This window comes from Methylobacterium soli (assembly GCF_008806385.1).
GTDB lineage: Bacteria > Pseudomonadota > Alphaproteobacteria > Rhizobiales > Beijerinckiaceae > Methylobacterium > Methylobacterium soli.
In genome coordinates this window covers 244,670-270,753 of sequence record NZ_VZZK01000002.1, presented here as the reverse complement: position 1 = coordinate 270,753, position 26,084 = coordinate 244,670, and the positions used below count along the sequence as shown (strand labels likewise).

At 69.3% G+C, this 26,084-nt stretch carries 26 protein-coding genes and 1 tRNA gene; 14 read left to right on the top strand and 13 right to left on the bottom strand.

All coding sequences use genetic code 11. The features are described 5' to 3' along the window. Positions 1-52: 52 nt before the first annotated feature. From F6X53_RS03430 to F6X53_RS03415, 4 genes are all read right to left on the bottom strand, one after another. Positions 53-265, bottom strand: coding sequence for a hypothetical protein (locus F6X53_RS03430; RefSeq protein WP_150997248.1), 213 nt, complete (start codon positions 263-265; stop codon positions 53-55). A 1,065-nt stretch (positions 266-1,330) separates the two neighbouring features. Continuing rightward, a complete protein-coding gene (locus F6X53_RS03425) occupies positions 1,331-1,909 on the bottom strand; it encodes a hypothetical protein (RefSeq protein ID WP_150997246.1) in 579 nt (192 codons plus the stop codon). 377 nt (positions 1,910-2,286) lie between these two features. Continuing rightward, positions 2,287-2,376, bottom strand: a tRNA-Ser gene (locus F6X53_RS03420). 176 nt (positions 2,377-2,552) lie between these two features. Further along, positions 2,553-2,819, bottom strand: a complete 267-nt coding sequence (locus F6X53_RS03415) for a hypothetical protein (protein WP_191970671.1) — start codon at positions 2,817-2,819, stop codon at positions 2,553-2,555. Positions 2,820-2,883: 64 nt separating this feature from the next. Between F6X53_RS03415 and F6X53_RS33010 the strand changes: the two genes are divergently transcribed. Both F6X53_RS33010 and dusA read left to right on the top strand, forming a co-directional pair. Beyond that, a complete protein-coding gene (locus tag F6X53_RS33010) occupies positions 2,884-3,276 on the top strand; it encodes a DUF6894 family protein (protein WP_244965514.1) in 393 nt (130 codons plus the stop codon). A gap of 470 nt (positions 3,277-3,746) precedes the next feature. Further along, the gene (gene dusA / locus F6X53_RS03405; protein WP_280525991.1) at positions 3,747-4,760 is read left to right on the top strand and encodes a tRNA dihydrouridine(20/20a) synthase DusA; all 1,014 of its coding nucleotides are present in this window, start codon (positions 3,747-3,749) and stop codon (positions 4,758-4,760) included. Positions 4,761-4,781: 21 nt separating this feature from the next. Here dusA and F6X53_RS03400 read toward each other — a convergent pair whose 3' ends face one another. The 3 genes from F6X53_RS03400 to cobS are packed head-to-tail and all read right to left on the bottom strand — an operon-like array spanning position 4,782 to position 6,581. Further along, positions 4,782-5,474: a retropepsin-like aspartic protease family protein gene (locus F6X53_RS03400; protein ID WP_150997238.1), complete on the bottom strand. Its 693-nt coding sequence runs from the start codon at positions 5,472-5,474 to the stop codon at positions 4,782-4,784. After that, entirely contained in the window at positions 5,471-5,689 is a 219-nt protein-coding gene (locus tag F6X53_RS03395; protein ID WP_150997236.1) for a DUF1289 domain-containing protein, read from the bottom strand. The genes F6X53_RS03400 and F6X53_RS03395 overlap by 4 nt, the downstream gene beginning before the upstream one ends. 58 nt (positions 5,690-5,747) lie before the next feature. Continuing rightward, complete coding sequence (gene cobS / locus F6X53_RS03390; protein WP_150997234.1) at positions 5,748-6,581, bottom strand: adenosylcobinamide-GDP ribazoletransferase; 834 nt, start codon at positions 6,579-6,581, stop codon at positions 5,748-5,750. 151 nt (positions 6,582-6,732) lie between these two features. Between cobS and cobT the strand changes: the two genes are divergently transcribed. After that, the gene (gene cobT / locus F6X53_RS03385; RefSeq protein WP_150997232.1) at positions 6,733-7,755 is read left to right on the top strand and encodes a nicotinate-nucleotide--dimethylbenzimidazole phosphoribosyltransferase; all 1,023 of its coding nucleotides are present in this window, start codon (positions 6,733-6,735) and stop codon (positions 7,753-7,755) included. A gap of 56 nt (positions 7,756-7,811) precedes the next feature. On the opposite strand, the gene F6X53_RS03380 is transcribed toward cobT, so the two are convergent. Next, complete coding sequence (locus tag F6X53_RS03380) at positions 7,812-9,341, bottom strand: sensor histidine kinase (protein ID WP_150997230.1); 1,530 nt, start codon at positions 9,339-9,341, stop codon at positions 7,812-7,814. A 247-nt stretch (positions 9,342-9,588) separates the two neighbouring features. On the opposite strand from F6X53_RS03380, the gene F6X53_RS03375 reads away from it, so the two are divergent. The 5 genes from F6X53_RS03375 to F6X53_RS03355 all read left to right on the top strand — a co-directional run bounded on the left by F6X53_RS03375 (position 9,589) and on the right by F6X53_RS03355 (position 14,214). Then, complete coding sequence (locus F6X53_RS03375) at positions 9,589-10,044, top strand: (2Fe-2S)-binding protein (protein WP_150997227.1); 456 nt, start codon at positions 9,589-9,591, stop codon at positions 10,042-10,044. A 31-nt stretch (positions 10,045-10,075) separates the two neighbouring features. Beyond that, entirely contained in the window at positions 10,076-12,292 is a 2,217-nt protein-coding gene (locus tag F6X53_RS03370) for a xanthine dehydrogenase family protein molybdopterin-binding subunit (protein ID WP_150997225.1), read from the top strand. A gap of 162 nt (positions 12,293-12,454) precedes the next feature. Continuing rightward, positions 12,455-13,135: a uracil-DNA glycosylase family protein gene (locus F6X53_RS03365; RefSeq protein ID WP_150997223.1), complete on the top strand. Its 681-nt coding sequence runs from the start codon at positions 12,455-12,457 to the stop codon at positions 13,133-13,135. Between the two features lie 31 nt (positions 13,136-13,166). Further along, complete coding sequence (pyrF, locus tag F6X53_RS03360) at positions 13,167-13,853, top strand: orotidine-5'-phosphate decarboxylase (protein ID WP_150997220.1); 687 nt, start codon at positions 13,167-13,169, stop codon at positions 13,851-13,853. A gap of 16 nt (positions 13,854-13,869) precedes the next feature. After that, positions 13,870-14,214 (top strand): DUF1330 domain-containing protein, encoded by a 345-nt coding sequence (locus F6X53_RS03355; RefSeq protein ID WP_150997219.1) that lies wholly within the window; start codon positions 13,870-13,872, stop codon positions 14,212-14,214. A 48-nt stretch (positions 14,215-14,262) separates the two neighbouring features. On the opposite strand, the gene F6X53_RS03350 is transcribed toward F6X53_RS03355, so the two are convergent. After that, complete coding sequence (locus tag F6X53_RS03350; protein WP_150997217.1) at positions 14,263-14,907, bottom strand: TetR/AcrR family transcriptional regulator; 645 nt, start codon at positions 14,905-14,907, stop codon at positions 14,263-14,265. A gap of 193 nt (positions 14,908-15,100) precedes the next feature. On the opposite strand from F6X53_RS03350, the gene F6X53_RS03345 reads away from it, so the two are divergent. The 3 genes from F6X53_RS03345 to F6X53_RS03335 all read left to right on the top strand — a co-directional run bounded on the left by F6X53_RS03345 (position 15,101) and on the right by F6X53_RS03335 (position 17,722). Then, on the top strand, positions 15,101-15,871 hold the full coding sequence (locus F6X53_RS03345; RefSeq protein WP_150997215.1) for an SDR family NAD(P)-dependent oxidoreductase: 771 nt from the start codon (positions 15,101-15,103) through the stop codon (positions 15,869-15,871). A gap of 191 nt (positions 15,872-16,062) precedes the next feature. Beyond that, positions 16,063-17,481: a methyl-accepting chemotaxis protein gene (locus F6X53_RS03340; RefSeq protein WP_150997213.1), complete on the top strand. Its 1,419-nt coding sequence runs from the start codon at positions 16,063-16,065 to the stop codon at positions 17,479-17,481. Then, on the top strand, positions 17,432-17,722 hold the full coding sequence (locus F6X53_RS03335; protein WP_191970670.1) for an ACT domain-containing protein: 291 nt from the start codon (positions 17,432-17,434) through the stop codon (positions 17,720-17,722). Before F6X53_RS03340 ends, F6X53_RS03335 begins: the two co-directional genes overlap by 50 nt. 68 nt (positions 17,723-17,790) lie before the next feature. Here F6X53_RS03335 and F6X53_RS03330 read toward each other — a convergent pair whose 3' ends face one another. The 4 genes from F6X53_RS03330 to F6X53_RS03315 all read right to left on the bottom strand — a co-directional run bounded on the left by F6X53_RS03330 (position 17,791) and on the right by F6X53_RS03315 (position 22,702). After that, on the bottom strand, positions 17,791-17,988 hold the full coding sequence (locus F6X53_RS03330) for a hypothetical protein (protein ID WP_150997209.1): 198 nt from the start codon (positions 17,986-17,988) through the stop codon (positions 17,791-17,793). Between the two features lie 292 nt (positions 17,989-18,280). Further along, a complete protein-coding gene (locus F6X53_RS03325; RefSeq protein ID WP_150997206.1) occupies positions 18,281-20,083 on the bottom strand; it encodes an NADPH-dependent assimilatory sulfite reductase hemoprotein subunit in 1,803 nt (600 codons plus the stop codon). Between the two features lie 234 nt (positions 20,084-20,317). Continuing rightward, on the bottom strand, positions 20,318-22,087 hold the full coding sequence (locus F6X53_RS03320) for a diflavin oxidoreductase (RefSeq protein ID WP_150997204.1): 1,770 nt from the start codon (positions 22,085-22,087) through the stop codon (positions 20,318-20,320). Positions 22,088-22,198: 111 nt separating this feature from the next. Then, complete coding sequence (locus tag F6X53_RS03315; RefSeq protein WP_150997202.1) at positions 22,199-22,702, bottom strand: Lrp/AsnC family transcriptional regulator; 504 nt, start codon at positions 22,700-22,702, stop codon at positions 22,199-22,201. 222 nt (positions 22,703-22,924) lie between these two features. On the opposite strand from F6X53_RS03315, the gene F6X53_RS03310 reads away from it, so the two are divergent. Genes F6X53_RS03310 through cysN form a run of 3 tightly spaced genes read left to right on the top strand, consistent with a single transcriptional unit; the run spans position 22,925 to position 26,057 of the window. Further along, a complete protein-coding gene (locus tag F6X53_RS03310; RefSeq protein WP_150997200.1) occupies positions 22,925-23,719 on the top strand; it encodes a phosphoadenylyl-sulfate reductase in 795 nt (264 codons plus the stop codon). Further along, positions 23,716-24,657, top strand: a complete 942-nt coding sequence (cysD, locus tag F6X53_RS03305; RefSeq protein ID WP_150997198.1) for a sulfate adenylyltransferase subunit CysD — start codon at positions 23,716-23,718, stop codon at positions 24,655-24,657. Before F6X53_RS03310 ends, cysD begins: the two co-directional genes overlap by 4 nt. Next, positions 24,657-26,057 carry a sulfate adenylyltransferase subunit CysN gene (cysN, locus tag F6X53_RS03300; protein ID WP_150997196.1) on the top strand — a complete coding sequence of 467 codons (1,401 nt, stop codon included), beginning with the start codon at positions 24,657-24,659 and terminating at the stop codon, positions 26,055-26,057. Before cysD ends, cysN begins: the two co-directional genes overlap by 1 nt. Positions 26,058-26,084 lie beyond the last annotated feature (27 nt).

The window sequence follows — 26,084 nt, the reverse complement described above, 5'->3', positions numbered from 1 at the left end:
CTCAGGGGCGAGGTTTGCCGGACTCACCCGTGAGAATGCCGTCGGCGCTGCACTAGCGCCCGTAACCGCATGACGGCTGGCCGTGGGCGAGAAGTTGGAACAGATCGTAGCTGTAGGTGCAGAGCGCGTATCGCTGCCGGGTGGAGGTCCGTACCGGCGTGTTGCGGCCCCGCTCCATCGCCCTGCTTCCCCGGAGGGAGACGAAATTCGCCTTGGCGGTGATCCTGAGCCGCGCCGCCGGCAGGCTCGGAAGAGCCCGCGCCATCCTGCGGATCGTGCGAAGATGGGCGCGTGCGTAATGCTTACGCCGCCACGCTCGAGACTGGGCCGTGTGGGCGCGGCGGCGGATGGCGGCATCTGCCAATCGCGTCTGGCGCAGGAGTTGCCGCCGCAATTTCACGTAGCGGACCTTCGGGCGTAGGACGCTTGCGACCAGGGTCGGCCGCGAAGCCTCCGCTTGCGCAACCGTCCGCGCCTCGCTGACCTGGTTTCGACTCGGCATCGAGGATTTCGCGAGCACGTCGCCGGGGGTCACGCGCCCCTGCCCGGAGGAATGGGACGGGAGCCCGCATCCCGCGCAGATCGAACTGGTTAGCCGTTTCCAGTTTCGCTCGTCCTGCTCGATCTTCTGGCTCAGCCTGTGTTGCTTCTCGGAGAGCGCGTTTTCCGTGACGAGGGACCGATACCGCTCAAGCGGATCGTCCTTCCCCTGGCCACCGAGTGCGGGCCCATTCTCGGATGGCGTCGGAGTTTGCCCTTCGGCGCGCAACGGCAAAGCCTGTGCCGTGAGCCAGACGGGCAGAGCGGCGACCAGAAGCGCTCGAACGATCTTACACATGGGCCCTCCAGAGCGCATGTTGGTCTGCCATCACGACACGAAGCTACCGCTGTCGCTTTGTCAGCGTTATCGCATCAGGGCCCGAATTGCGAATTCGTAACAGGAGTAATACTAAATGATTAGACGCCTCCCTGTCGAATTATCCCATTCGTGTGGCGTAATATTTAGTCATTAAGCTGATAATTATGCTTTTAGTAAAGATAAGTATTTCAAAATTACTCTCTTGATATCTGGAAGTACGAAAATTTTATCTGATTTACTGTTTCGTTGAACGCTTGTTTATTGAAAACCATGCGTGCTGAATAGTTGCGGTTCACAGCCTATTGAGAAGCGGGCCCAACTTCATCAATGCCCGGGATCAGGAATGTCAACGCCTGAAATATGCGCCAAGTCGGCATTACCCAGAAGCGCAATGGTCCGGCAGCCCTGACGGCGAACGCCGCTCGGGGTCTCGCGAGGCATTGGCGAGGATGGACCGCTCATGCGCCCGCGTCAGGGCTTATCGGGGGCTTCGTTTCGCGCCACGCGTCTGAGGCGCCCTTTGCGTTTCTCGTAGTGAAAAATAGAGGCGAGCGATGCGCCGTCGGTTTGTTCGGCCGGATCGACCCGGGTCGTCGCCTGGATTTCGGACGCGTCGCTGAGGGGCGCTTCCGGGTTTCCTGGGTTGATGAGCCCACGCGATCGCGCCTGCTGCACCACTTCGCGATCATTGCAGATGAGGTGGAAGACGCTCGCACTGGTCGAGATGACGATCTGGGTGCCGTCGTCGAAGCCGGCGTCCAGGATGGCTTCCGTCCGAATGGCGCGGTCAATCAGGCCGAGGCCCCTGCTGGCGCCGATGGCGGCAAGGCGCAGGGGCAACGGGAGATGGACCGTGGCATCGACGGCGCCGCGGATTCCTCCGACGATCTCGCCCGCCCACCGACCTTCGAGCGCCATCGCGTTGCGAATGACGAAGGTTTCGAGACGTTCCACCCCAATCTCGCGGCCGTCGGGCAACGTGAACAGGCCGGCCTCATAGCGACCGAATCCTGCGCCGCACGCCCCCTCGATAATGCGAATCTCTGCCACGTCCTACGACCGTTCACGCCGCAATTGCCCGATTGATCAGGTGCAATCTTCGTGTGTCTGAAACAGGGCCGGTCAACGAGACCTGGTTGAGAGGAGCAGGCCGGGCCGCGGACATTCGATCTGGCGCGAGATCGGAGAACGAGGGCGGGCCTACTCCGGGTTTCACCGATATGGGATTTGAGTGCGACGCCGAGGCCGGAAACATCCTCCGAAACGCCGCACGTTCGGGAATGCGTTGAGGATCGGGGCCGCTCTCCGGGTCAGGCAACACAGGCTGAGCGTCGCACAGCCGGCACGTTAGGTCGGGCAGAGGACAGCAGGCTTTGCTGTTGTCCTAGCCCTCTGCGATCATTGGATGTTTTGGGAGGCGGTTTAGCTGGCGGAGGGAGCGGGATTCGAACCCGCGATACCGTTTCCGGTATACACACTTTCCAGGCGTGCGCCTTCAACCACTCGGCCACCCCTCCGGACCCGGACAAGATCGGCAGGCGCCTGCGCGCCTTGTCCGATCCGGACGTTCCGGGTGGCGTGCTGTACTCGCCCGACTCGCGCTGTGCAAGGCGTCAGCGGGCGTCACAGCGCCCAAAATTCGTCGGCGTGGCTGTGACGCCGCGTCGAATGCGGAAGGATGCAGTGGCGGGCGTCAAAACTGGGGTGGGACGAGATCGAGCGGCTGGTCGATCCTGGCTGCGCAAGATCGCATCAGGTTGAGGCAGCGCAACCGATCCCGCGGGTCCCGGATCCGGATCCAGAGATCCAACATCTCGCGGGCGCCCTGGTCCGCTGCGGGCGAGATCGAGGGATCGGTGTCATCGCCGAAGAAATCGGACACCGGAACGCCCAGATACCACGCGATCTGCTGGAGATGAGCCTCGGTATGGCCGTTCATCAAGGCAGCCTCGTTGTGCATCTCAGCGCAGGTCAGACGAATCCCGCTCGAACGCGCGGACGTCCGGTGATCGGGTCGGATCCCTATGAGTGAAGGCACGGTGTTGGCAATCAAAATCGAGGCTGTCTGTCGTCAAGCACCATCCTTGGCTTGGCATCAGGACTTTCGTGACGGGCAACAGGACAGCGCCTATCGTTCGATTGAACCCGTTGCACGCCTGTCCAGCACCACCCGGTCTCCCGCGAGCTTTGCGATGCCCCGCTACACCTTCACGGTCGTTTTCGGAACGGAGGCTGTCGAGCAGCCCTTTGTCCGATCCCTCGGCGACGCGGATGCGGCGTGGCAGGCGGCCCGCGTCATGATCCGTGAATTGATGACGGCAACCGCTGACGCGCGGCTCATCTCGGCCGCGATGATCGTGACGGATGCGGCCGGTGAGATCGTCTTCGAGTTGCCGTTCGCCGAAGTGATGACGTGACGGATTACAGAGGCGCATGGGCGCGTCAATTCGGGTGTCGCGTCCTATCCGGTCCCAACCGGCGCGACAGGCGGGCTGGCCGGTTTCCCCCCGATCCTGGCCAGCCCGCTCTCTCGCCCCGGCTTGCCGGGCGCGACGCCTCGGCCGTCGCGGCGACGTTGAGGCGGGGTGCGCACGATTTGTGATGGACCGCACCGATCCCGCGGGCCGCCGCTGCGACGGCGCGCGGGTGACGGTGTCGCTCCGGTCGATGGTCCTGGTCTCGCGTCGAGCCGGCCCCTCTCTTTTGACGACCCCCTTGCGCATGGTATCTCGTGCCGCCGCCCGTCCTCGGCCGCGCAACGATGGTCCCCATCCGCCCCTGCCTCTTGGCCCGCCATGCGCCCGAGGGACCGGATCGCCGGGCCCTGGATCACGCGGGAGGCCCTGAGAGGCGACGAGGCAAGGGTGCCGCACCAGATGGACGACCAGTGACCGTCAGCGAACGATTATCCAGCGATCTCAACGGGTGGCGGTTCAGCGTTGCGCCCATGATGGACTGGACCGACCGGCATTGCCGGGCATTCCATCGCGTCCTGTCGCGGCGCGCCCGCCTCTACACCGAGATGGTGACGACGGGCGCGGTGCTGCACGGGCCGCGCGAGCGCCTGCTCGGCTTCTCGGATCGCGAGCATCCGGTGGCGGTGCAGCTCGGCGGCTCGAACCCGGGCGACCTCGCCGCGGCGGCGCGGATCGCCGAGGAATACGGCTACGACGAGATCAACCTCAATGTCGGCTGCCCCTCCGACCGGGTGCAGGAGGGGCGCTTCGGCGCCTGCCTGATGCGCGAGCCTGCGCTGGTCGGCGATTGCGTCGCGGCCATGAAGGCGGCCGTGTCGGTGCCGGTGACGGTGAAGTGCCGCATCGGCGTCGACAATCAGGACGCCGAGACGGCCCTCGACTGCCTCGCCGACACGGTGGTGCGGGCCGGAGCCGACGGGCTCGTGGTCCACGCGCGCAAGGCCTGGCTGCAGGGCCTGTCGCCGAAGGAGAACCGCGACGTGCCGCCCCTCGATTACGGGCGGGTGGTGCGCCTCAAACGCGCCCGGCCGGATCTGCCGATCGCCGTCAACGGCGGCATCGCCACGGTGGCGCAGGCCCGCGCGCATCTCGACGCCGTCGACGGCGTGATGATGGGCCGCGCCGCCTACGGCGAGCCGGCTTGCCTCATCGCGGTAGACCCTGAGCTTTTCGGCGTGCCGGCCCCGGTCGCCGACGCCTTCGAGGCGATCGAGGCCTACGCGCCCTACATCGCCGAGGCCTTGGCCGGAGGCACCCGCCTGCACAGCCTGACCCGGCACATGCTCGGCCTGTTCAACGGCCGACCCGGCGCCCGGGCCTATCGGCGCCATCTCGCCACCCACGGCATTCGGGCGGAGGCCGGCCTCGCGACCCTGCGGGAGGCCGTGTCGCTGGTCTCGCGCGAGATGCCGGAGGCGGCCTGATCCGGGGACCCGACGGGGCGCTCAGCGCCCCTGCAGGATCAGCCGGTCGCCGCGCACCTCGTAGGAGGGCAGGCGGCTCAGGAAGCTCTGGCCGAGGAGATTGTCCGAGAGGGCGCCGGGCCGGCTCACCATGGCGGCGACGCGCCGCTCGGTGATCGGCCCGATCCGGAGGCTGTCGAGGTAGATCGGCGCCGCGAAGGTGACGCCGTTGGCGGTCGTGACCCGGGTCGAGAAGTCACGCTCGGCCGGGCGGATGCCGAGCGCGGCCGCGTTCTCGGCGGTGAGCACCACGGCGCTCGCCCCCGTGTCGAAGGTGAAGCTCTGGGCCTGCCCGTTCACCTCGGCCCGGACCGCGAAGGGCCCGTCCGCGCGCCGCGTGATCGTGACGGTGCCGCCCGGGCCGACCGACGCGAAGCCGGGCCGCAACTCGCCCATGACGCGGGCCCCGACCTCCCGGAACTGGTCGCGGTAGGAATAGGCGGCCAGGCAGGCGAGGCCGAGGAGCGCCCAGATCAGCAGGTATCGCAGGTTTTGGCCCATCCGGTCGCGGAACTGGTGCCAGAATCCCGCCACCACGAGGGCCAGGATGGTGCCGCCCCAGGCGAGTCCGGCGAGCTGGTCGGGTTCGATCACGCCTCCGATGCGGCTGCTCCCGTCCATGGCGACCAGGATGACGAGCACCAGAGCGAGAGCGATGAGCCCGAGATACATCATGTGGCCGCCGGCACCTCCGCACCTTCGAGATAGGCACGCTGCAGCCGCGCTTCGAGGCCCGCCATGATGCTGCGGCGCTGCGCCTCGGACAGCGATCCCCAGAGGGCGATCTCGTCGCGGGTGCGTCCGCAGCCTTCGCAGAGGCCGGTGGCCGCGTCGAGGACGCAGACCTTGGTGCAGGGGCTGGATGGTTTCGGGCGTGGCGGCAGGTTCATAATGCTCGTCCATGCCCGCAACGCCGCATCCCGATCAAGCCCACCGCGAGCGGACGCGTCATGTCGGAACGGCCAGGATCAGCCCGAGCAGGGCCGCGATCTCGGCGACCTGCTGGCAGGCGCCGATCACGTCGCCGGTCTGGCCGCCGATCTTGGCCTGGGCGATCCCGCTCAGGACGAGGGACGCGGTGAGCGCCAGGAGCGGCATCAGCACGAGCCCCGCGAGCGGCAGACCGACAGGAAGGCCGAGGAGCGCCAGGGCGAGGCCGATCCCGGCCGCGATCCCGACACTGGCCTTGCTGGGCCGCCCCACGGCGGCACTCGCGCCCCCGGGCCGGGCCGGCGCGAGGAGCACCATCGGGGCGAGGGCCGCGACCCGCGACAGACTCGCGGCCAGGACGAGCGCGACGGCCGACGAGACGGCGCCGGTCCGGTCGAGGAGCGTCGCCAGGGCGCCGATGCGCAGGGCCAGGCTCAGAACCAGCGCGACGCCCCCGTAGCTCCCGATGCGGCTGTCGCGCATGATCTCGAGGCGCCGCTCGCGGGTTGTCCCGCCCCCGAACCCGTCGGCGAGGTCGGCCAGCCCATCCTCGTGCAGCGCGCCGGTGACGAGGGCCGCAAAGGTCACCGCGAGGGTGGCGGCCAGGAACGGTCCGAGGCCCAGCCCCTTGGCGGCGACGAGGACGAGGGCCGCCGGCAGCGCGAGGATCACCCCCGCGACCGGCAGCATCCGGGGCACCCTGCGGAAATCCGGGGTCGCGTGCGGGTCGGGCTCGCCGGGGAGCCGGGGCACGGGCAGCCGCGAGTAGAAGCGCAGGCAGGCGGCGAGGTCGTAGGCGAGGTCGATGCCCGGCAGGTTGCCGTCGCCCGGGCCGCCCGAACTCTCGCCCATCACGCCTCGCCTTCACCCCTGTCGCCGGCCCCGTTATAGCTCCCGTCCGGGGCGGCCCTCGATCGGGGCGGCGATGCCCACAGGTTTGTTCGGGCATCGTCGCCCCCAAGCCGACCCTGAACCCTTACGATCCCATGACCCAGAGAGCGCCATGACCGAGGAGAGCCCGTTCGCCGACATCCGCCGCCTGATCGCGTCGATGCCCGGACCGGATCGCGCGGCGGCGGAGATGATCGCCGAGCGCGAGGCGAGCCTGACGAAACCCGCCGGCGCGCTCGGGCGCCTCGAGCACCTCGTCGCGTGGCTCGGCGCCTGGCAGGGCAAGGGCGGCCCGAGCCTCGATCGGCCGCTGGTCTGCGTCTTCGCGGGAAGCCACGGCGTCACGGCGCGGGGCGTCTCGGCCTTTCCGGACGCGGTGAACCGCCAGATGCTCGAGAATTTCGCGGCCGGGGGCGCTGCGATCAACCAGATCTGCGCCGCCTACGGCCTCGGCTTCAAAGTGTTCGACCTCGCCATCGACCTGCCGACGGGCGACATCACGCTGGGGCCGGCCTTCGACGAGAAGGCCTGCGTCGCCACCATGGCCTTCGGCATGGAGGCGGTGGCGGCCGGCACCGATTGCCTCGCCGTCGGCGAGATGGGCATCGGCAACACCACCATCGCGGCGGCGATCTACGCGGCCCTGTTCGGGGGCGAGGCCGCGCACTGGGTCGGCCGCGGCACCGGCGTCGACGCGGCCGGCATCGGCCGCAAGGTCGCGGCCGTCGAGGCGGCGCTCGCCCATCATGCGGGCCATCTCGACGATCCGCTGGAGGTGCTGGCCCGCCTCGGCGGGCGCGAGATCGCCGCGATGGCGGGCGCGATCCTGGCCGCGCGCCTCCAGCGCGTGCCGGTGGTCCTCGACGGCTACGTCGCGACCGCGGCCGCCGCGATCCTGCACGCGATCGACCCGTCCGCCCTCGACCATTGCCTCGCGGGCCACGTCTCGGCCGAGGGCGCGCATGCGGACGTGCTGGAGCGCCTCGGCCTCGTGCCGCTCCTGGCGCTCGGCATGCGCCTCGGCGAGGGGTCGGGCGCCGCGATGGCGCTCGGCCTCCTCAAGGGGGCGCTGGCCTGCCACCGCGACATGGCGACCTTCGCGCAGGCCGGAATTTCCGGCCGATCGGAGGGATGAGGCACGCCGCGGCCCGGAGCGCCGATAGGGCGGCCGGGCGGCGGATCAGGCGCCGATCAAGCCGCCTTGGCGGCGGCCTTTGCCGGGAGGTTGCCGGGCTCGACGCTCATCGCCGGCAAGGTGTCCATCACGCGGGTCGCCGGCAAGGTGACGATCACCTCGGTGCCCTCGCGCGGCTTCGACTTGAGCTGGAACTGGCCGCCGTGGAGATCGACCAGGCCCTTGACGATGGGCAGCCCGAGCCCGGAGCCCTGTTCGGCGGTCTTGATGGCCAGCGAGCCGCGTCCGAAGGAGGACATCACGGTGCCGAGCTCGTCCTCGGGGATGCCCGGCCCGCTATCCTTCACCGCCACGTACTGGCCGCCCGAGCTGGTCCAGCCGACCTTGATGGTGATCTCGCCGCCCGGCGGCGTGAACTTCACGGCATTCGACAGGAGGTTCAGGACGATCTGGCGCAGCGCGCGCTCGTCGGCCCAGAGGCGCGGCAGCGAATCGTCCACGAAGTCGAGGAAGATCTGGCCCTTCTGGCGGGCGCGCAGGCCCATCATGTGGCGGCATTCCTCGACGATATGAGCGAGCTGCAGCGCCTCCTCGTTGAGCTCGTAGCGCCCGGCCTCGATGCGCGAGAGGTCCAGGATCTCGTTGATCAGGTTGAGGAGGTGCATCCCGCTGTCGTGGATGTCGTTGGAATATTCCTGGTAGCTCAGGGCGGTGTGGGGCCCGAACACCTCGTTCTTCATCACCTCGGAGAAGCCCAGGATCGCGTTGAGCGGCGTGCGCAGCTCGTGGCTCATCGTGGCGAGGAAGCGGGACTTGGCGAGGTTCGCCTCCTCCGCCCGCCGCCGCGCCTCGTCGGAATTCGCCTTGGCCTGCTCCAGCTCCCCGAAGATCGCGTCCTTCTCGGCCCGGGATTGGAGGGCCCCGACCGTCGAGGTGTAGAGCCGGCGGGCGAGACCCATGAAGAAGAGCTGCGAGCCGAGCGCCATCGCGACGAGCAGGATCGCGTCCGGCTCGCGCGAGAACAGGAGGAGCGAGAGGGTGGCGAGCACGAGGGGGCCGAGGCCCGCCACCGCCGCCGCCGGCACGGTGGCGCCCAGCATGGTGGCGACCGCCGCCGCGATGACGAGGCCGAACAGCGCGAAGATGCGCCCCCCCGTGGCGCCGAGGCCGATCATCAAGGACCAGCACAGGCTCTGCATGCCCTCGCTGAGGACGAAGAGCCGGCGCCAGCGCGCGAGCGAGACATCCCCGGGATTCTGTCGCAGGAAGTGCCGGCTCAGGGTGGTGATCAGCGTGATGGTGGCGAAAACGCACAGCGCCCAGACCGCCGCCACCACCGGAGGAACCCAGAAGACCGAGGCCGCCGCCAGGGCGACGGCGAAGAGCCCGAGGGGGATGCCCGCCCCGACCCGGTACTGGGCATAGAGACGCAGCAGCTCGTAGTCGAAGGCGCGCTCGAGACCCGTCGTCGAGGTCAGCTTCTCCCGGGCCGAGCGGATCTCGCGGGCGATCCCGCGACGCCGGTTCGCCTCCTGCGTCGAGGGCCCGCGCCCCCGCTGCACCATCTCCACAGTCAGGTCGGACATCAGGTCAGGATGCTACGCGTGAGGAACCTGGGATCGGGCAATCGCAGAGGTGTCGAGGCGCGACACCGTTCAGGATGGGACGGATGTGTTAAGAACGGCCTGCCGGGATCGGCGGCATTCTCAACAGTTTCGTCACCGATGCGCGCCGGCCACGATCCTGGGCGTGCAAGGTGCGACGACGCACATCTTCAACTTGCGTCGCGGGACTAGCGCTGATCGGTCAAGGCTCGATCCGGAGGGGCATGCGATGCTGAAGCTGACCGTCAACGGGGTCTCTCACGAGGTCGATGCCGACCCCGAGACGCCGCTCCTCTGGGTCCTGCGCGACCACCTCGACAAGACGGGCACCAAGTATGGCTGCGGCATCGCCCAGTGCGGCGCCTGCACGGTCCATCTGGACGGGCAGCCGGTGCGCTCCTGCCAGACCGCGATCAAGGATGTCGGCGAGGCCAAGGTCACGACGATCGAGGGCGTGTCTGGTCGGGTTGCCGAGGCGGTCCAGGGCGCGTGGCGCAAGCTCGACGTGGTGCAGTGCGGCTACTGCCAATCCGGCCAGATCATGTCGGCCATCGGCCTCCTGAGCGACAACCCGAAGCCGACCGACGCCGATATCGAGGGGGCCATGGACGGCAATATCTGCCGCTGCGGCACCTACCAGCGCATCCGCGCGGCGATCCACGAAGCCGCGCGCACCCTCGCCTGATCCCCGCATTCGCCCTGACTGGAGCAACCCCATGCTGACACTCGGTCGGTCGAAGGCCGGAGCGCGCACACCGCGCGTCTCCCGCCGCAGCTTCCTCGGTGGTGCCGCCGCCGCGACGGGCGCCATCGTCATCGGCTTCCGCCTCGATCTGAAGAATCCGGCCCGGGCGGCCGGAGCGCCCGATCTGTCGAGCGTCAAGGCGATGCCGAACGCCTTCGTGCGGATCGCCGCCGACGACACCGTCACGGTGATCATCAAGCATCTCGACATGGGCCAGGGCAACACGACCGGCCTCGCGGCGATCCTGGCCGACGAACTCGACGCCGATTGGTCTCGCGTCCGCACCGAATTCGCGCCCGCCGATGCGGCGCTCTACAACAACCTGCTGATGGGGCCCGTCCAGGGCACCGGCGGCTCGACCGCCATCGCCAATTCCTGGTTCCAGCTGCGCAAGGCGGGCGCCGCCGCCCGCGAGATGCTGGTGGCGGCCGCGAGCTTCCAGTGGAAGGTTCCGGTCTCCGAGATCGTGGTGGTGCGGGGCGTGGTGCGCCACGCCGCCTCGCAGCGCGAGGCCCGCTTCGGGGCGCTCGCGGTCTCGGCCGCGACCCTGCCGGTGCCGCAGGAGCCGCGCCTCAAGGACCCGAGCCAGTGGCGCCTGATCGGCACGAAGGTCGCGCGCCTCGACTCGGTCGCCAAGACCGATGGCAGCGCGATCTATTCCCTCGACATCCGCCGCCCCGGCCAGGTCACCGCGCTGGTGGCCCACCCGCCGCGCTTCGGCGGCACCGTGAAGAGCGTCGACGACAAGGCCGCGCGGGCCGTGAAGGGCGTCCTCGACGTCGTGACGATCCCGAGCGGCGTCGCGGTGATCGCCAAGGACACCTGGACCGCGCGCAAGGGCCGCGACGCCCTCGTGGTCACGTGGGACGATGGGGCGGCCGAGGCGCGCTCCTCCGACGCGATCCTGGCCGAGTATCGCGAGACGGCCAAGCGCCCCGGTCTCGTCGCCTCCGAGCGGGGGGATCCGGAGGCCGGCATCAAGGGGGCCGCCAAGGTGCTGGAGGCGGAGTTCAGCTTCCCGTACCTCGCCCACGCGGCGATGGAGCCCCTCAACGCCACGATCGAGCGGGCGGCGGACGGCAGCTACGACGTCTTCGCCGGCTGCCAGCTCCAGACCATCGAGCAGGCCGTGGTGGCGGCGATCCTCGGCGTCACCACCGACAAGGTCCGGCTGCACACCCAATGGGCGGGCGGCTCCTTCGGCCGCCGCGCGACGCCGACCGCCGATTACCTCGCCGAGGCGGCGCACATCATGAAGGCGACGGGCGGCAAGGCGCCGGTCCACCTCGTCTGGACCCGCGAGGACGACATGACGGGCGGCTATTACCGCCCGACCGTCTTCCACAAGCTGCGCGCCGGCCTCGATGCCAAGGGGGCGATCACGGGCTGGCAGCACGTGGTCGTCGGCAAGTCGATCATGATCGGCTCGCCCTTCGAGGCGATGATCGTCAAGAACGGCATCGACGGCACCACCGTCGAGGGCGCCTCGGACACCCCCTATGCCCTGCCGGCCTACCGCTTCGAGGTGCACAATGCCCGCGAGGGCGTGCCGGTTCTGTGGTGGCGCTCGGTCGGGCACACCCACACGGCGCAGGCCATGGAGGTGTTCATCGACGAGCTCGCCCACGCGGCAAGCGTCGACCCCCTGGCCTACCGGCTGTCCCTGCTGGCCTCGGCGCCCCGGCTCTCCGGCGTCCTGAAGCTCGCCGCCGAGAAGGCGAACTGGGACGCCGTCAAGGCCGACAAGGGCCGGGCGCTCGGCATCGCCGCGCACGAATCCTTCGGCTCCTATGTCGCCATGGTGGCCGACGTCTCGGTGGAGACCGGCAAGATCAAGGTGAACCGCATCGTCGCGGCGGTCGATGTCGGCATCGCGGTGACGCCGGACGTGGTCCGGGCGCAGGTCGAGGGTGCGGTCGGGTTCGCGCTCTCGGCGGTTCTGCGCAACCGCGTCACCCTCACGGACGGCGTGGTGCAGGAGCGCAACTTCGACACCTACGAGCCGACCCGGATGAGCGAGATGCCGGTGGTCGAGGTCCACATCATGCCCTCGCAGGCCGCGCCCACCGGCATCGGCGAGCCCGGCGTGCCGACGCTCGCGCCCGCGATCTCGAACGCGATCTACGCCGCCACCGGTCAGCGCCTGCGCTCGCTTCCCCTCGATCTCGCGAGCCTCCGGGGCGTGTGAGGAAACGCACAGACGCCTGGGCGCGCCGGGCGCAGGTTCGGGGTTCCCCAAAGGTTTCGACCCAACTCACGACGGCGCGGCTTCCACCGCGCCGTCTTTTCGTTCGGGGGCGGCGAAACGCGCCGTGGGCAGGGGGGGCCCCGCGCCCCATCTCAGGCGGACATGCCCGCCCTCGGAACATCCTTCGACGACACCGCCGCCCGCCTGCGGGCCTGCCGCCTCTGTCGGGATGCGCCGCGCTACGGCGCAGCTCTGCCGCAGGAGCCGCGCCCGATCGTGCAGGGAAGCGCCACGGCGCGCCTCTGCATCGCCAGCCAGGCGCCGGGCACGCGGGCGCATCGCAGCGGCACGCCCTTCATGGACCCGTCCGGCATGCGCCTGCGCGCCTGGCTCGGCCTCGACGAGCCCGCCTTCTACGATGCGGCCCGCGTCGCCATCGTGCCGATGGGCGCCTGCTTTCCCGGCCTCGACGCGAAGGGCGGCGACAAGCCGCCGCGGCGCGAATGCGCGGAAACCTGGCGCGGCGCGCTGTTTGCCGGGTTGCCGAACCTCGATCTGATCCTCGTCATCGGGCAATACGCTCAGGCTTGGCATCTCGGCCGCCGCCAGGACGGTCTCACCGGCACGGTCCTGCATTGGCGGGAGATCCTGCGCGAGGAGCGGCGCCCGCGCATCCTGCCGCTGCCCCATCCGTCCTGGCGCAACAATGGCTGGCTCAAGCGGCACCCCTGGTTCGAGGCCGAGCTGCTCCCGGTGCTGAAGGGCGAGGTGGCGCGGGTGATGGAGCCGCAGGCCCCTGAACTCCCCCGCGGCCGCGCATTGACACCGGCGCGCTGCGCGTGAATCGGTGCCCGGCGTTTCCCGGAGCTTGCCCATGACCGATCCCCGCGACCGCCTCATCGTCGCCCTCGACCTCGGCGACCCGCGGGAGGCGGAGGCCCTGGTCGAGCGGATCGGCGACGGCGCGACCTTCTACAAGATCGGCTACCGGCTGGCCTATGCGGGCGGCCTCGCGCTGGTGCCGAAGCTCGCCGCCCGCGGCCTCAAGGTCTTCCTCGATCTCAAGCTCCACGACATCGGCAACACGGTCGAGGAGGGCGTGCGCGCGCTCACCGATCTCGGCGCGACCTTCCTCACCGTGCATGCCTACCCGCAGACCATGCGGGCCGCCGTGCGGGGACGCGGCGCGGCCGGCCCCAAGATCCTGGCCGTCACGGTTCTGACCTCCTACGACGCCGCGGATGCGCGCGAGGCGGGATACGCCCTGCCGGTGCCGGACCTCGTGGCGCAGCGCGCGCGTCAGGCGATGGAGGCCGGCATCGACGGCATCGTCTGCAGCGCCATCGAGGCCGGTTCCGTCCGGAGCGTGATCGGTCCGGAACGGCTCATCGTCACGCCGGGCATCCGCCCTGCCGGCGCCGAGACCGGCGACCAGAAACGCGTGATGACGCCGGGCCAAGCCCGCGCGGCGGGAATCGACCACGTGGTCGTCGGTCGCCCGATCACGGGCGCGGCCGATCCGCGGGCCGTGGCGCAACGCATCGTCGCCGAGATGGCGTGATCAGGAGGGAAACGAGATGGCGCGAGGCTACTGGATCGTTCGGGTCGATGTGCGCGACGCGGAGGCCTACAAGGATTACGCGGCGGCGAACGGCGCCGCCTTCCAGGCGTTCGGCGGGCGCTTCCTCGTGCGCGGCGGCCCGTTCGAGGCGGTGTCGGGCGGATCCCGGGCCCGCAACGTCGTGATCGAGTTCCCGACCTACGCGGATGCCCTGGCCTGCTGGCACTCGGAGGCCTACCAGGCCGCCCGCGCCAAGCAGAAGGGCGGGGCCGAGACCGACCTCATCGTGATCGAGGGCTATGACGGCCCGCAGCCGAGCGAGGGCGTGCCGCCGCAGCCGGCAAACCCCGCATCGGAGTAGCGCCGGATCCGGCCAGGGCCGGCAGCCCGTGATCCCCCGATCACAGGATCATGGGGTGCCGGCGCGTCCGGGATCGCGGGCGCCGAGCGCGCGCTGCAGGAAGGCGATCATCGTCTCCAGCGGCGGGGCCGGCGCGTTCGGGTACTGGCTCACCAGGACCGGGTGGCAGTAGCGCACGATCGCCACATGGACGCATTGCGCCGCCATGTCCGGATCCTCGACTACGAACTCGCCGGTGCGCGCGCCCTCCGTCACCACGCGCACCAGCACGTCGCTGATCCGCTCCACATGGTGGCGGCAGACGTTCCAGCTCTCGGTCATCGCCGCTTCCACCATCTCGTGGATGCGCGGATTGTCCTGGCAGCGCTCGAGGCAATCGTGGTGAAGCGCCCGCACGATCTCGGCGAGGCGCGCGGAGGCAGTCATGCCGGTGCGAGCCGCGATGCTGGCGATCAGCGCCTCGATGTCGCGCGTCACCCGCTCGACCACCGCCTCGTTGATCGCCTTCTTCGACTCGAAGAAGCGATAGACGTTCGCCGGGCTCATCCGCAGCGTCTTGGCGATGTCGGCCACGGTGGTCTTCTGGTAGCCGATCTCCCGGAAGAACCGCTCCGCCGTTTCCAGAATGCGGCAGCGTGTGGTGGGAGCATTCTCCTCGACGAGGACGAGGGCCTGATCGGCGTGTTGGTTCATGGCCGGAACCTAAGCCGGGGTGGACCCGGCGTCAAAACGATCTCATGTCGAATTCAACGCACGAAGCCGCCCGATCGGCCACTTCATCGACCGATGCGTGTGATCCGCGGAACAACGCGACCGGGGCGGGATTGGCTGAGGAAACGGGGCTCTGCGCCCGTCCGTCCCGACCCTTCCGCGGACACGAGAATCCATGAAGCTGCAAGGCAAGCGGGCGCTGATCACGGGCGCCGATTCCGGCATCGGCCAGGCGACCGCCGAGCTCTTCGCCCGCGAGGGCGCGGATGTCGCCATCACGTATCACACCGACGAGGCCGGCGCGGCCGAGACGGCGCGCCGGGTCGAGGCCGCGGGCCGAAAGGCCATCGTGACGCAGACCGATGTCGGAGATCCGGCCTCGGTCGCGGCGACCTTCGACCGGATCGCCAGCGCGCTTGGTCCCCTCGACATCCTCGTTAACAATGCCGGGCAGGCGATGAGCGGCATGGCGGTGGCGGACATGGAGGATGCCAAGCTGGAGCAGATTCTGCGGGTGAACCTGATGGGCCCGCTCTTCTGCTGCAGGCCCTTCATCAAGCTCCGGCGGGCCCAGGGCGGGCGCGGTCGCATCGTCACGATCTCGTCAGTGGCGCAGCACCTGCCGACCCCCGAGAGCGCGCCCTACGGCATGTCGAAGGCGGGCGTCGGATCCCTGACCCGCAGCCTCGCGCGGGAACTGGCCGAAGACCGGATCAACGTGAACAACATCGCCCCGGGACTGATCCAGACTCCCATGACGCAGGAACGCTTCGAGCATCCGGAGAAGATCGAGGCGTCCCTCGAGAAAATCCCGTGGCACCGCGCCGGCCAGCCCGAAGAGATCGCCAAGGTCGCGCTGTTCCTCGCTTCCGACGATGCTGATTACGTGACCGGCCAGACCTGGGTCGTCGATGGTGGTCTGACCATGCAGTGGGGCGGCGCCTGAGAGGTCAGTCCTCGTTCGGGTAACCTTCGTGGAGGGATGTCGACCTCCCCGAATGACCTTCGTTTTAACGCGATCTTAGGCGTCGGGGCGGCTTGATCATCGCCATGATTTTCGCCCTATCCCCCCGGTCGCAATCGCTTGCCGTGCCACCGGCGGCCACCGTCGCGGTTCCGGCCGGAGAGCCGAGCGCGGTGGCTGTCCCGATCGCGCGCACCCCGAACCCTGACATCCTCGATGGGATCGAGGAGGACGTGTCGGCCGCGATCGGCGGCGTGGGGGCCTCCATTGCGGCGGCACGCGGCGAGGTCGTGGAGATGCAGGCGGGGCTTGCGGGCATCCGCGCGCAGATGCGGGAGCTCGCGTCCGCCGCCGAATCCGCCGCGAGCGCCAGCACCGGGCTCGCCGAGCGGACCGGCCTTCTGTCCGCCACTTCCGCCCGCATCGCCGGGGCGATGAGCGAGGCCGGCGGCCATCTCGACCGGGCGGGCAGCCGCGGCGACGAAGCCCGCGCCCTGGTGGCGGCGCTCGCCGAGGCGGGCAACGAGATCGCCGGCATCGTCGAGACGATCTCCGCCGTGGCGCGCCAGACCAACCTTCTCGCCCTCAACGCCACCATTGAGGCGGCGCGAGCCGGCGAGGCGGGGCGCGGCTTTGCCGTGGTGGCGAACGAGGTCAAGGCGCTCTCCGTCGAGACCGCGCGCGCCGCCAACGAGGTCCGTACCCGGATCACGCGCCTGCGCGAGGGCGCGATCGCGTCCGGCCGGGCAATCGAGTCGGTGGCCGGGGCGATCGAGGCCATCCGACCGGCTTTCTCCACCGTCCGGACCATCGCCGACGAGCAGGCCGAGACCGTGTCGGGCGTCGTCTCGGAGGCGGCCCGCACCTCCGATCTCGTCGCGACGGTGAGCACGGAGGCCGGAGAGGTCAGCCTCGCGACGGTCGCCCTCGACGGACAGGCGGAGGCCATGGAGGCCGCAGCCGGCCGCGCGGCCGAGCAGGCGGAGGGCCTCGGTCGCCGCTTCGTCGCGGTGATTCGCCAAAGTGAGATCGGGGACCGGCGCCGGTTCGACCGTTATCCCGTGGATCTCGCGGTCGATCTCGCCGGCGGGCATCGCACCCGCACCATGGATATCAGCGAGGGCGGCGTGCTGCTCGCGACCCCGGATGGCGGCGTGCCGCAGCCGGGGCAAACCCTCACCCTCGCGATCGAAGAAATCGGACGGCTGCCCGTCACCGTCGCGGCCGTCAGCCCGATGGGCGTTCACTGCGCCTTCGGGGCCCTGGACGCCGGGGCCCAGGAGCGCCTGCGGGCCAAGCTCAGCGAGGTCCAGACGGCCTACGCGCCCCTCGTCAACAAGGCGCAGGCACTGGCCCAGCGCATCGGTCAGCTCATGGAGGCCGAGCTCGCCGCCGGCCGCATCAGCGCGACGGACCTGTTCGACACGGATTACCGGCCGATCGCCGGGACCAATCCGCAGCAATACCGCACCAACTCCGTCCCCCCCCTTCGAGGCCCTGCTCCCGGAGATCCTCGAGCCCGAGCTCGTGCGCGACAACGGCATGCTGTTCTGCATCGTCACCGACCGGAACGGCTTCCTGCCCGTGCATAATCGACGCGTGTCGCAGCCGCAGCGTCCGGACGATCCGGTCTGGAACAACGCGAATTGCCGGAACCTGCGCATCTTCGACGACCGCACCGGGATCACGGCGGCCCGCTCGACGCGGCCTGCCACGGTGCAGGTCTATCGTCGCGAGGTCGGCGGACAGATCGTCATGGTCCGGGAAGTCGATGCGCCCATCCGCGTCGGGGGCCGCCACTGGGGCGCCTGCCGCACCGCCTACCGCCTCTGACCAAGAGAAAACCCTCCCGGTCCCGAGCGGGACGGAGAGGGTTGATCAGCCTTGGCCGATGAAGCGGCTCAGGAGCCGAATTGCGAGCCGAGCTGTTCCAGATATTCCGCGAGATCGACGCCGCCGATGCGCTTGCCGTAATCGAAGCGCATGCCCTGGCGGATATCGACGCTGGCGCTCTTCGTGGTGAGCGTGAAGGGCTTCACGCAAATCCAGGCGCCGTCCCGGCGATGCTCGAAGAAGCCGAGAATCTCGTGCTTGGCCATGTGCGCCTCCGAATGAACCTGAGCTTATAACGGCGCTCCGCAAGAACGGTTCACCGCTGCCCAAGCTTTTCGGTCAGATTTCGACCAAGCTTGGCCGTAGAGGGCCGGGCCCCGACTACTTTGCACTGCAAAACAGTAGGTTTCGCGGGAGCGTCCGGCTCCGTCGTCAGTCGCTGCGCCGCTGGGCGGATCCGTTCCGATCCGCCACTCCCGACCGGCCGAATGGGCTCGAAGGACGACTCCGGCATCCTGCGGGATGTCCGGAGTTCGCCTTCCAACCAGCCGCTTGGCCTCAGGCGGCGCTCTTCAGCGCTCCGGTTCCGTCGTGGAAATCCGGGCCGTTGGTGGTCCGGGCCACGTAGCCGGCACGGATCAGGAAGTCGCCGAAGCGCTCGCCCGCGCTCTTGCCCTTCGCGTAGGCGCCGAAGAGCGGGTCGAGCACGGTCTTGATCTCGGCGGCCGTCACGTCCTCGGCGTAGAGCTTGCCGAGGCGCGAGCCGTCGAAGGCGGCGCCGAGATAGAGGTGATAGCGCTCGGGGCCGCGACCGACGAGACCGATCTCGGCGATGTAGGGACGGGCGCAGCCATTGGGGCAGCCCGTCATCCGGATCGTGATCTCGTCGTCCTGGAGCCCGTGGCGGGCGAGGCTCTCCTCAAGCTCGGTCAGGAGATCGGGCAGGTAGCGCTCGCTCTCGGCGAGCGCGAGGCCGCAGGTCGGCAGCGCCACGCAGGCCATCGAATTGCGCCGCAGGGCGCCCGCGCCCTCGGTCAGTTCATATTCGGCGACGAGCGCCTCGATCTCGGGCCGCTTCGCGGCGGGCACGTTGGCGATGATCACGTTCTGGTTGCCGGTGAGGCGGAAATCGCCCTCGTGCACCTCGGCGATGCGGCGCAGCCCCGACAGGAATCGCGGGCCGTCCGGGATGTCCTTGATCCGGCCCGACGGCACGTAGAGCGTCAGGTGATGGCGCCCGTCCTCGCCCGCCACCCAGCCGTAGCGGTCGCCGTTGCCGGTGAACTTGAAGGGCTTCGGCTCGGCGAAGCTCTTGCCGACCCGCTTCTCGACCTCGGCCCGGAACGCCGCCAGGCCGTAGCGCTCGATCGTGTACTTGAGGCGCGCGTTCTTGCGGCTCTTGCGGTTGCCCCAGTCGCGCTGGACCGTCATCACGGCCTCGGCCACCCGCACGGCGTCGTCGGGTTCGCAGAACAGCATCAGGTCGGCGGTGCGCGGGAAGGTGTCGGTCTCGCCATGGGTCATGCCCATGCCGCCGCCCACCGTGACGTTCCAGCCGGTCACGCGGTTCTTCTTGTCGAGAATCGCGATGAAGCCGAGATCGTGGGCGAAGATGTCGACCTCGTTCGAGGGCGGCACCGCGATCACGATCTTGAATTTCCGCGGCAGGTAGGTCTTGCCGTAGACCGGCTCGACGAAGCTCTCTTCCTCGCCGCCGACGACGCGCTCGCCGTCGAGCCAGATCTCGCGCCAGGCGCCGGTCTTGGGCAGCAGCGTGTCCGAGATGGTCCGGGCGAGGTCGTAGGCGGCCTTGTGGGCGCCGGTCTGGGCCGGGTTCGTGGCCGCCATCACGTTTCGGTTCACGTCGCCGCAGGCCGCGATCGTGTCGAGAAGCGCCCCGTCGATCGCCGCCATGGTCCGGCGCAGGTTCGACTTGATGACGCCGTGATACTGGAAGGTCTGGCGCGTCGTCGCCCGCAGGGTGCCGTTGGCGTAAGTCGTCGCGATATCGTCGAGGGTCAGCCACTGCTTCGGCGTCACGACGCCGCCCGCGATGCGCAGGCGGATCATGAAGCTGTAGGCCTTGTCGAGCTTCTTCTTGGTGCGCTCGGGGCGAAGGTCGCGGTCGTCCTGCAGGTACATCCCGTGGAATTTCACGAGCTGGCCGTCATCGTCCGAGATCGCGCCAGTGGCGTGCTTCAGGAGCCCGTCCGCCAGCGTCCCCCGGAGATAGCCGCTGGCGATCTTCAGGTGCTCGTTGTGTGCGAGCCCGGCGGCGCGGGCCGCCTCGGCCTCGTCGATGGGGCGTTCGGTCGGCGGCGTCTCGTAGACGCGCCCGGGATTCGGCTTGCGGTCGTCCATGGTGGTGATCCGGTCTTCTCTTGGGGCAACCGGGCCTTGCGGCCCGTCGCGCCCGGATTGCATCAGCCTGCGCTGTGTCCTGGTCCGCGTTGGGGGCGTCCCCTCATCCATCCTGGCCCCCCATCCTGAGGTGCCGGGCGCGGCCCCTTGCGGAGCCTGCCTGCGCGGCCCGCCCGATCTCGGATCGCGGGCCTGCTCCTCAGGGTCGAGGGGGAGAGGGGGGCGCCTGCCGTCTCAGTAAACGTCCTGCTGGTAGCGATGGGCCTGTTCGAGCGCGGCCACCGCGGCCTCGGCATCGGCCTCCGACAGGCCCTTCACGTCCTGGTAGGCGCGCACGACCGCGCCGCGGACATCCTTGGCCATCGCCTTGGCGTCACCGCAGACATAGAGATGCGCGCCGCCGTCGAGCCATTCCACGAGATCCCGACGGCGCTCGTAGAGGCGGTCCTGCACGTAGATCTTCTCGGGCTGGTCGCGGGAGAAGGCGACGTCGATCTGCGTCAGCGCGCGCTCCTCCAGGGCCTCCTGCCATTCGAGCTGGTACAGGAAGTCGTGGGTGAAGTGCCGGTCGCCGAAGAACAGCCAGGATCGGCCCGGGGCCTCGGTGGCGCGGCGCTCCTGCACGAAGGCCCGGAACGGCGCCACGCCGGTTCCCGGCCCCACCATGATGATGTCGGTGGCCGGATCCTGCGGCAGGCGGAAATGGCGGTTCGGCTTCAGCTTCACCCGGAGCTTGGCGCCGTTGCGGATGCGGTCGGCCACATGCGTCGAGGCGACGCCCGCGCGGGCGCGCCCATGGGTCTCGTAGCGCACCGCCGCGATCACGAGGTGGACCTCGTCGCCGACTTCCCGGCGCGACGAGGCGATCGAGTAGGCGCGGGGCGGCAGCGGGCGCGTGATGGTGTTCAGGTGCTCGGCCGAGAGCGCGGCCGGGTAGGTCTCGATCAGGTCGATGAAATGGCGGCCCTCGATCCAGGCGCGGACCTCGCCGCTCTCGATCAGGCGCTTGGCCTCGGCATGCCCGGTCGCCTTGGCGAAGCGCTCGACGGTGGTGGCCGACAGGGTGGTGATGTCGCGCTCGGCGAGCAGCGCCCGGCGCAGGGCCTCGTCGCCCGTGAACCCCGTGGCCTTCAGGATTTCCTCGACGAGCTGCGGGTCATTCTCGGGGTAGATCTCCAGCGAATCGCCCGGCTCGTAGGCCGGGGCGCCGTCCTCGAAGGCGAGGGCGAGGTGGATGGTCTCCTTGTCGGAGCGCGAGGAATTCAAGTTCACGTGATCGACCACCTCGACCACGACGGGGTCGCGACTCGGCTCGGCATCCTCGTCGGCAGCAAGGCCGCGGGCGAAATCCACCGCCACCACGTTGTCGGCCGCGGAAGCCGGCGGGGCGAGCGCCTCAAGGGCGCCCTTGATCCAATCGGCCGCCGGCTTGTCGAAGTCGAGGTCGAGGTCGGCCCGGTCATAGGCGCGCTTGCCGCCGAGTGCCTCGAGCCGGGCGTCGATCGCCTTCCCGATGGCGCAGAACTCCGCGTAGCTCGTGTCGCCGAGCGCCAGGACGCCGAACTCGACGCCGTCGAGACGCGGTGCCCCGTCCGCCATCAGCGCGTTGTAGCTCCGCACGGCGCGGGCCGGGGGCTCGCCCTCGCCCCAGGTCGCCGCGATCACCACGAGGCGCTTGTCCTTGCCCAGCGTCGACAGGTCGAGATCGGCGAAATCCACGACCTTCGGCTTGAAGCCGCTCTTGCGCGCCCGCTTGGCGACGTCGCCCGCCAGCTTCTCCGAGTTCCCCGATTCGCTGGCGTACAGGATGGTGAGCGGCTCCGCAGCCTTCGGGGGCGCGGCCGGCAGGGCGGCCGGCTGGCCACCGGCGGCGTCGAGGCCCGCCAGGAAGCCGGCGAGCCAGGCGCGCTGGATCGGCGTCGCCGTTCCCAGGACGGCATCGAGGCTTGCCCGTTCGGTCTCTCCGAATGGCGCGGTGCGGGGGAGGAGTGCGTGTCGTGACATCAAGGGACCATGTCGTCTCGGGCGAACCTCCTGTCAACGGGGGAATGTTCTTTTTACAGAACGCCGTCTCGGGAGAAGGAGCTGCCTGCTGTTGCAGTGCAAAAGAGAAAACTATTCTCCGACCACGGCCAGGGTCGGCATGTGACGGCCGTTGGTGGGCGGCGCGGGAAGCGGGAGCGCGGTGGTGGACTTCACCTTCTCCATGGCAAATCGCGACGTGACGTTCTTCAGCGGCAGCGTCGCGATGAGTTGCTTGTAGAAGGTGTCGTAGGCCCGCATGTCCGCCACCACGACGCGGAGCATGTAATCGACGTCACCGGCCATGCGGTAGAATTCCAGCACCTCCGGCATGGCCGCCACCGTGGCGGCGAAGCGCTCCAGCCACTCGCGCGAGTGGTCGGCGGTCTCGATGGAGACGAACACCGTCAGGCCGAGGCCGAGCTTGACCGGATCGAGCACGGCGACGCGGCGGTCGATCACGCCATCGGCCTCGAGGCGCTGGATGCGCTTCCAGCAGGGCGTCTGCGAGAGGCCGACCTTCTCGCCGATGGCCGCGATGGAGAGGGTTGCGTCGTGCTGCAGCAGCGCGAGGATCTTCAGATCGATCGAATCCAAGCCGGACCTCGTAACGTTCGGGGCGCGGAAAACGGGCTGCCGAGCGCCCCGATCGCATGAGAAGGATTTTCCTTCCGCGCGCAACCGGCCCGGCGCTTCGTCAGTTGCCGATCCACCCTTTGACGCAATGCCGGAATGCTCCGGCCGGGTGGCCCCCGCCTTGACACCGTTCGTTATAGCGAACATTTCAGGGGTCCGACAAGCAGGTATCCATCACCACCCATGACCCTCGAACTCGCAAAGGCTGCGGAGGCGCTCGCCGCGGCGATGGCAGGCTTGGATCTCCGGCAGCGCATCGCCCTTGTCGAGGCCGAGATCCCCGGCCGCCTCGTCTTCACCACGAGCCTCGGCATCGAGGACCAGGCCCTGACGCATGCGCTCGCGCTCGCGAAGTCGCGCACCGAGATCGTCACCCTCGATACCGGTCGCCTGTTCCCCGAGACCTACGACGTATGGGCCGAGACCGAATCGGCCTACGGCATCCGCATCCAGGCCTACGCGCCGGAGCGCGAGGCCGAGGAGCGATTCGTGCGGGAGGAGGGGATCAACGGTTTCCGGCATTCCGTGGCCGCACGGCAGGCCTGCTGCGGCTTCCGCAAGGTCGAGCCGCTGGGCCGCGCGCTGAACGGGGCGTCCGTCTGGTTCACGGGCCTGCGCGCCGGGCAATCGGCGAATCGCGCCGAGACCCCGCTCGCCGAGGCCGACGAGGCCCGCGGCCTCATCAAGGTGAACCCGCTCGCGGACTGGACGCGGGCCGATGTGGATCACTTCGTGCGGGACAACTTCATCCCCTACAACGCGCTGCACGATCGCGGCTTCCCGTCGATCGGCTGCGCGCCCTGCACCCGCGCCATCCGGGTCGGCGAGTCCGAGCGCGCCGGACGCTGGTGGTGGGAGCAGGAATCCAAGAAGGAATGCGGCCTGCACGTGCACGTGCCCGATTCCAGCGTGCAGCCCGGCCAGGAAGCGGCCGCCTTCGAGACGACGCAACACAAGACCCCGGAGCTGGCCCGATGAGCGCCTCCCCCGCGACCACGGCCGCCCTGACCGGCACCGATCGCATGACCCACCTCCAGCGCCTCGAGGCGGAGAGCATCCACATCCTGCGGGAGACGGTCGCCGAGACCGAGAACCCGGTGATGCTCTACTCGATCGGCAAGGATTCCTCCGTCCTGCTGCACCTCGCCCTGAAGGCGTTCGCGCCGGGGCGGCTGCCGTTCCCGCTGATGCACATCGACACGACCTGGAAGTTCCGCGAGATGATCGCCTTCCGCGACAGGCGGGCGGCCGAGATCGGCGCCGAACTCATCGTGCACACGAACCAGGAGGGGCTGGCCAAGGGCATCGGTCCGATCAGCCACGGCTCGGAAGTCCACACCGACGTGATGAAGACGCAGGCCCTACGCCAGGCGCTCGACAGGCACAAGTTCGACGCGGCCTTCGGCGGCGCGCGCCGCGACGAGGAAGCCTCCCGCGCCAAGGAGCGCATCGTGTCGCTGCGCACCGCGCAGCACCGCTGGGATCCCAAGCGCCAGCGCGCCGAGCCCTGGCACCTCTACAACATGAAGAAGAAGCGCGGCGAGAGCTTGCGCGTCTTCCCGCTCTCGAATTGGACCGAGCTCGATATCTGGCTCTACATCGAGCAGGAGCAGATCCCGATCGTGCCGCTCTACTTCGCCAAGCCGCGTCCCGTCGTCGAGCGCGACGGTCAGCTCATCATGGTCGATGACGAGCGCCTGCCGCTCGAGCCCGGCGAGACCCCGCGCAATCTGCAGGTGCGCTTCCGGACGCTCGGCGATTACCCGCTCACCGGGGCCGTGGAGAGCCCCGCCGCGACGCTGCCCGAGATCATCGGCGAGACGCTCGCGGCCCGCACCTCCGAGCGTCAGGGGCGCGTGATCGACAAGGACGGCGCCGGCGCCATGGAGCGCAAGAAGCAGGAGGGCTACTTCTGATGACGATCCATCAGTCACCCGAGGCATTCGGCTACGAGGCCTTCCTGGCCGCGCACCAGAGCAAGGAAGTCTTGCGCTTCATCGCCTGCGGCTCCGTCGATGACGGCAAGTCGACCCTGATCGGGCGCCTCCTGCACGACACCAAGCAGATCTTCGACGACCAGATCACGGCCCTGCAGCGGGATTCGCGCAAGCACGGCACGCAGGGCGGCGAGGTCGATCTGGCGCTCCTCGTCGACGGTCTGCAGGCCGAGCGCGAGCAGGGCATCACCATCGACGTCGCCTACCGGTTCTTCTCGACCGACAAGCGCTCCTTCATCGTGGCCGACACCCCCGGCCACGAGCAATATACCCGCAACATGGCGACCGGTGCCTCCACGGCCGACGTCGCGGTGATCCTCGTCGATGCGCGCCTGGGCCTGACCCGCCAGACCCGCCGCCACGCGCTTCTCGTCTCGATGCTCGGCATCAAGCGCGTCGCGCTCGCGGTGAACAAGATGGATCTCGTCGGCTGGTCTCAGGACAAGTTCGACGCGATCCTGGCCGGGTTCCACGCCTTCACGGCGCGCTTCGGCTTCACCGAGGTGCAGGCCATCCCGCTCTCGGCCAAGAACGGCGACAACGTCGTGCTGCCGGGCGCCGCCGCCCCCTGGTATACCGGCACGCCGCTGCTGCAATATCTCGAGGCGGTGCCGGTCCACGTGGAAGCGCAGGCCGCGCCCTTCCGGATGGCCGTGCAATGGGTCAACCGACCGAATTCGGAGTTCCGCGGCTTCTCGGGCCTGATCGCCAGCGGCCGGGTTCGCCCGGGCGATGCCGTGACGATCGCGCCCTCCGGCCGCAGCTCGACCATCGCCCGCATCTACACCGCGGACGGTGATCTCGGCGAGGCGATCGCGGGGCAATCCGTGACGCTGGTGCTTTCCGACGAGGTCGATGCCTCGCGCGGCTCCGTGATCGCGGCCTCGGATGCGCCGATCCGGGTCACCGACACCCTCGAGACCCGCCTGTTCTGGGCGGCCGAGACCGATCTGACCCCCGGCTCCGCGCTGCTCGCCAAGGTCGGGACCGTGACGGTGAACGCCATCGTGACGACGATCCGCACCCGCATCGATCCCGAGACCGGGCAGCCCGGCCCGGCCGAGCGCCTCGCGGCGAACGATATCGGCGACGTGGTGCTGAGCCTCGACCGGTCCGTCCCGGTCGATCCCTACGCGGAGAATCGCGACACGGGCGGGCTCATTCTCATCGACCGGGAGACCACCGATACGGCCGCCCTCGGCCTCGTCCAGGCCCCGCAGGCGGCAGCGCTGACGCCGGCGGCGACGATCGCAGAGCAGCCGACTCCGCCTCAGGGCGGATTCCTGGCCGGCCTGCGCCGCCTGTTCGGCGGGGCGTGAGCCCCGCCGCGACGGTGGCGCGCCGCA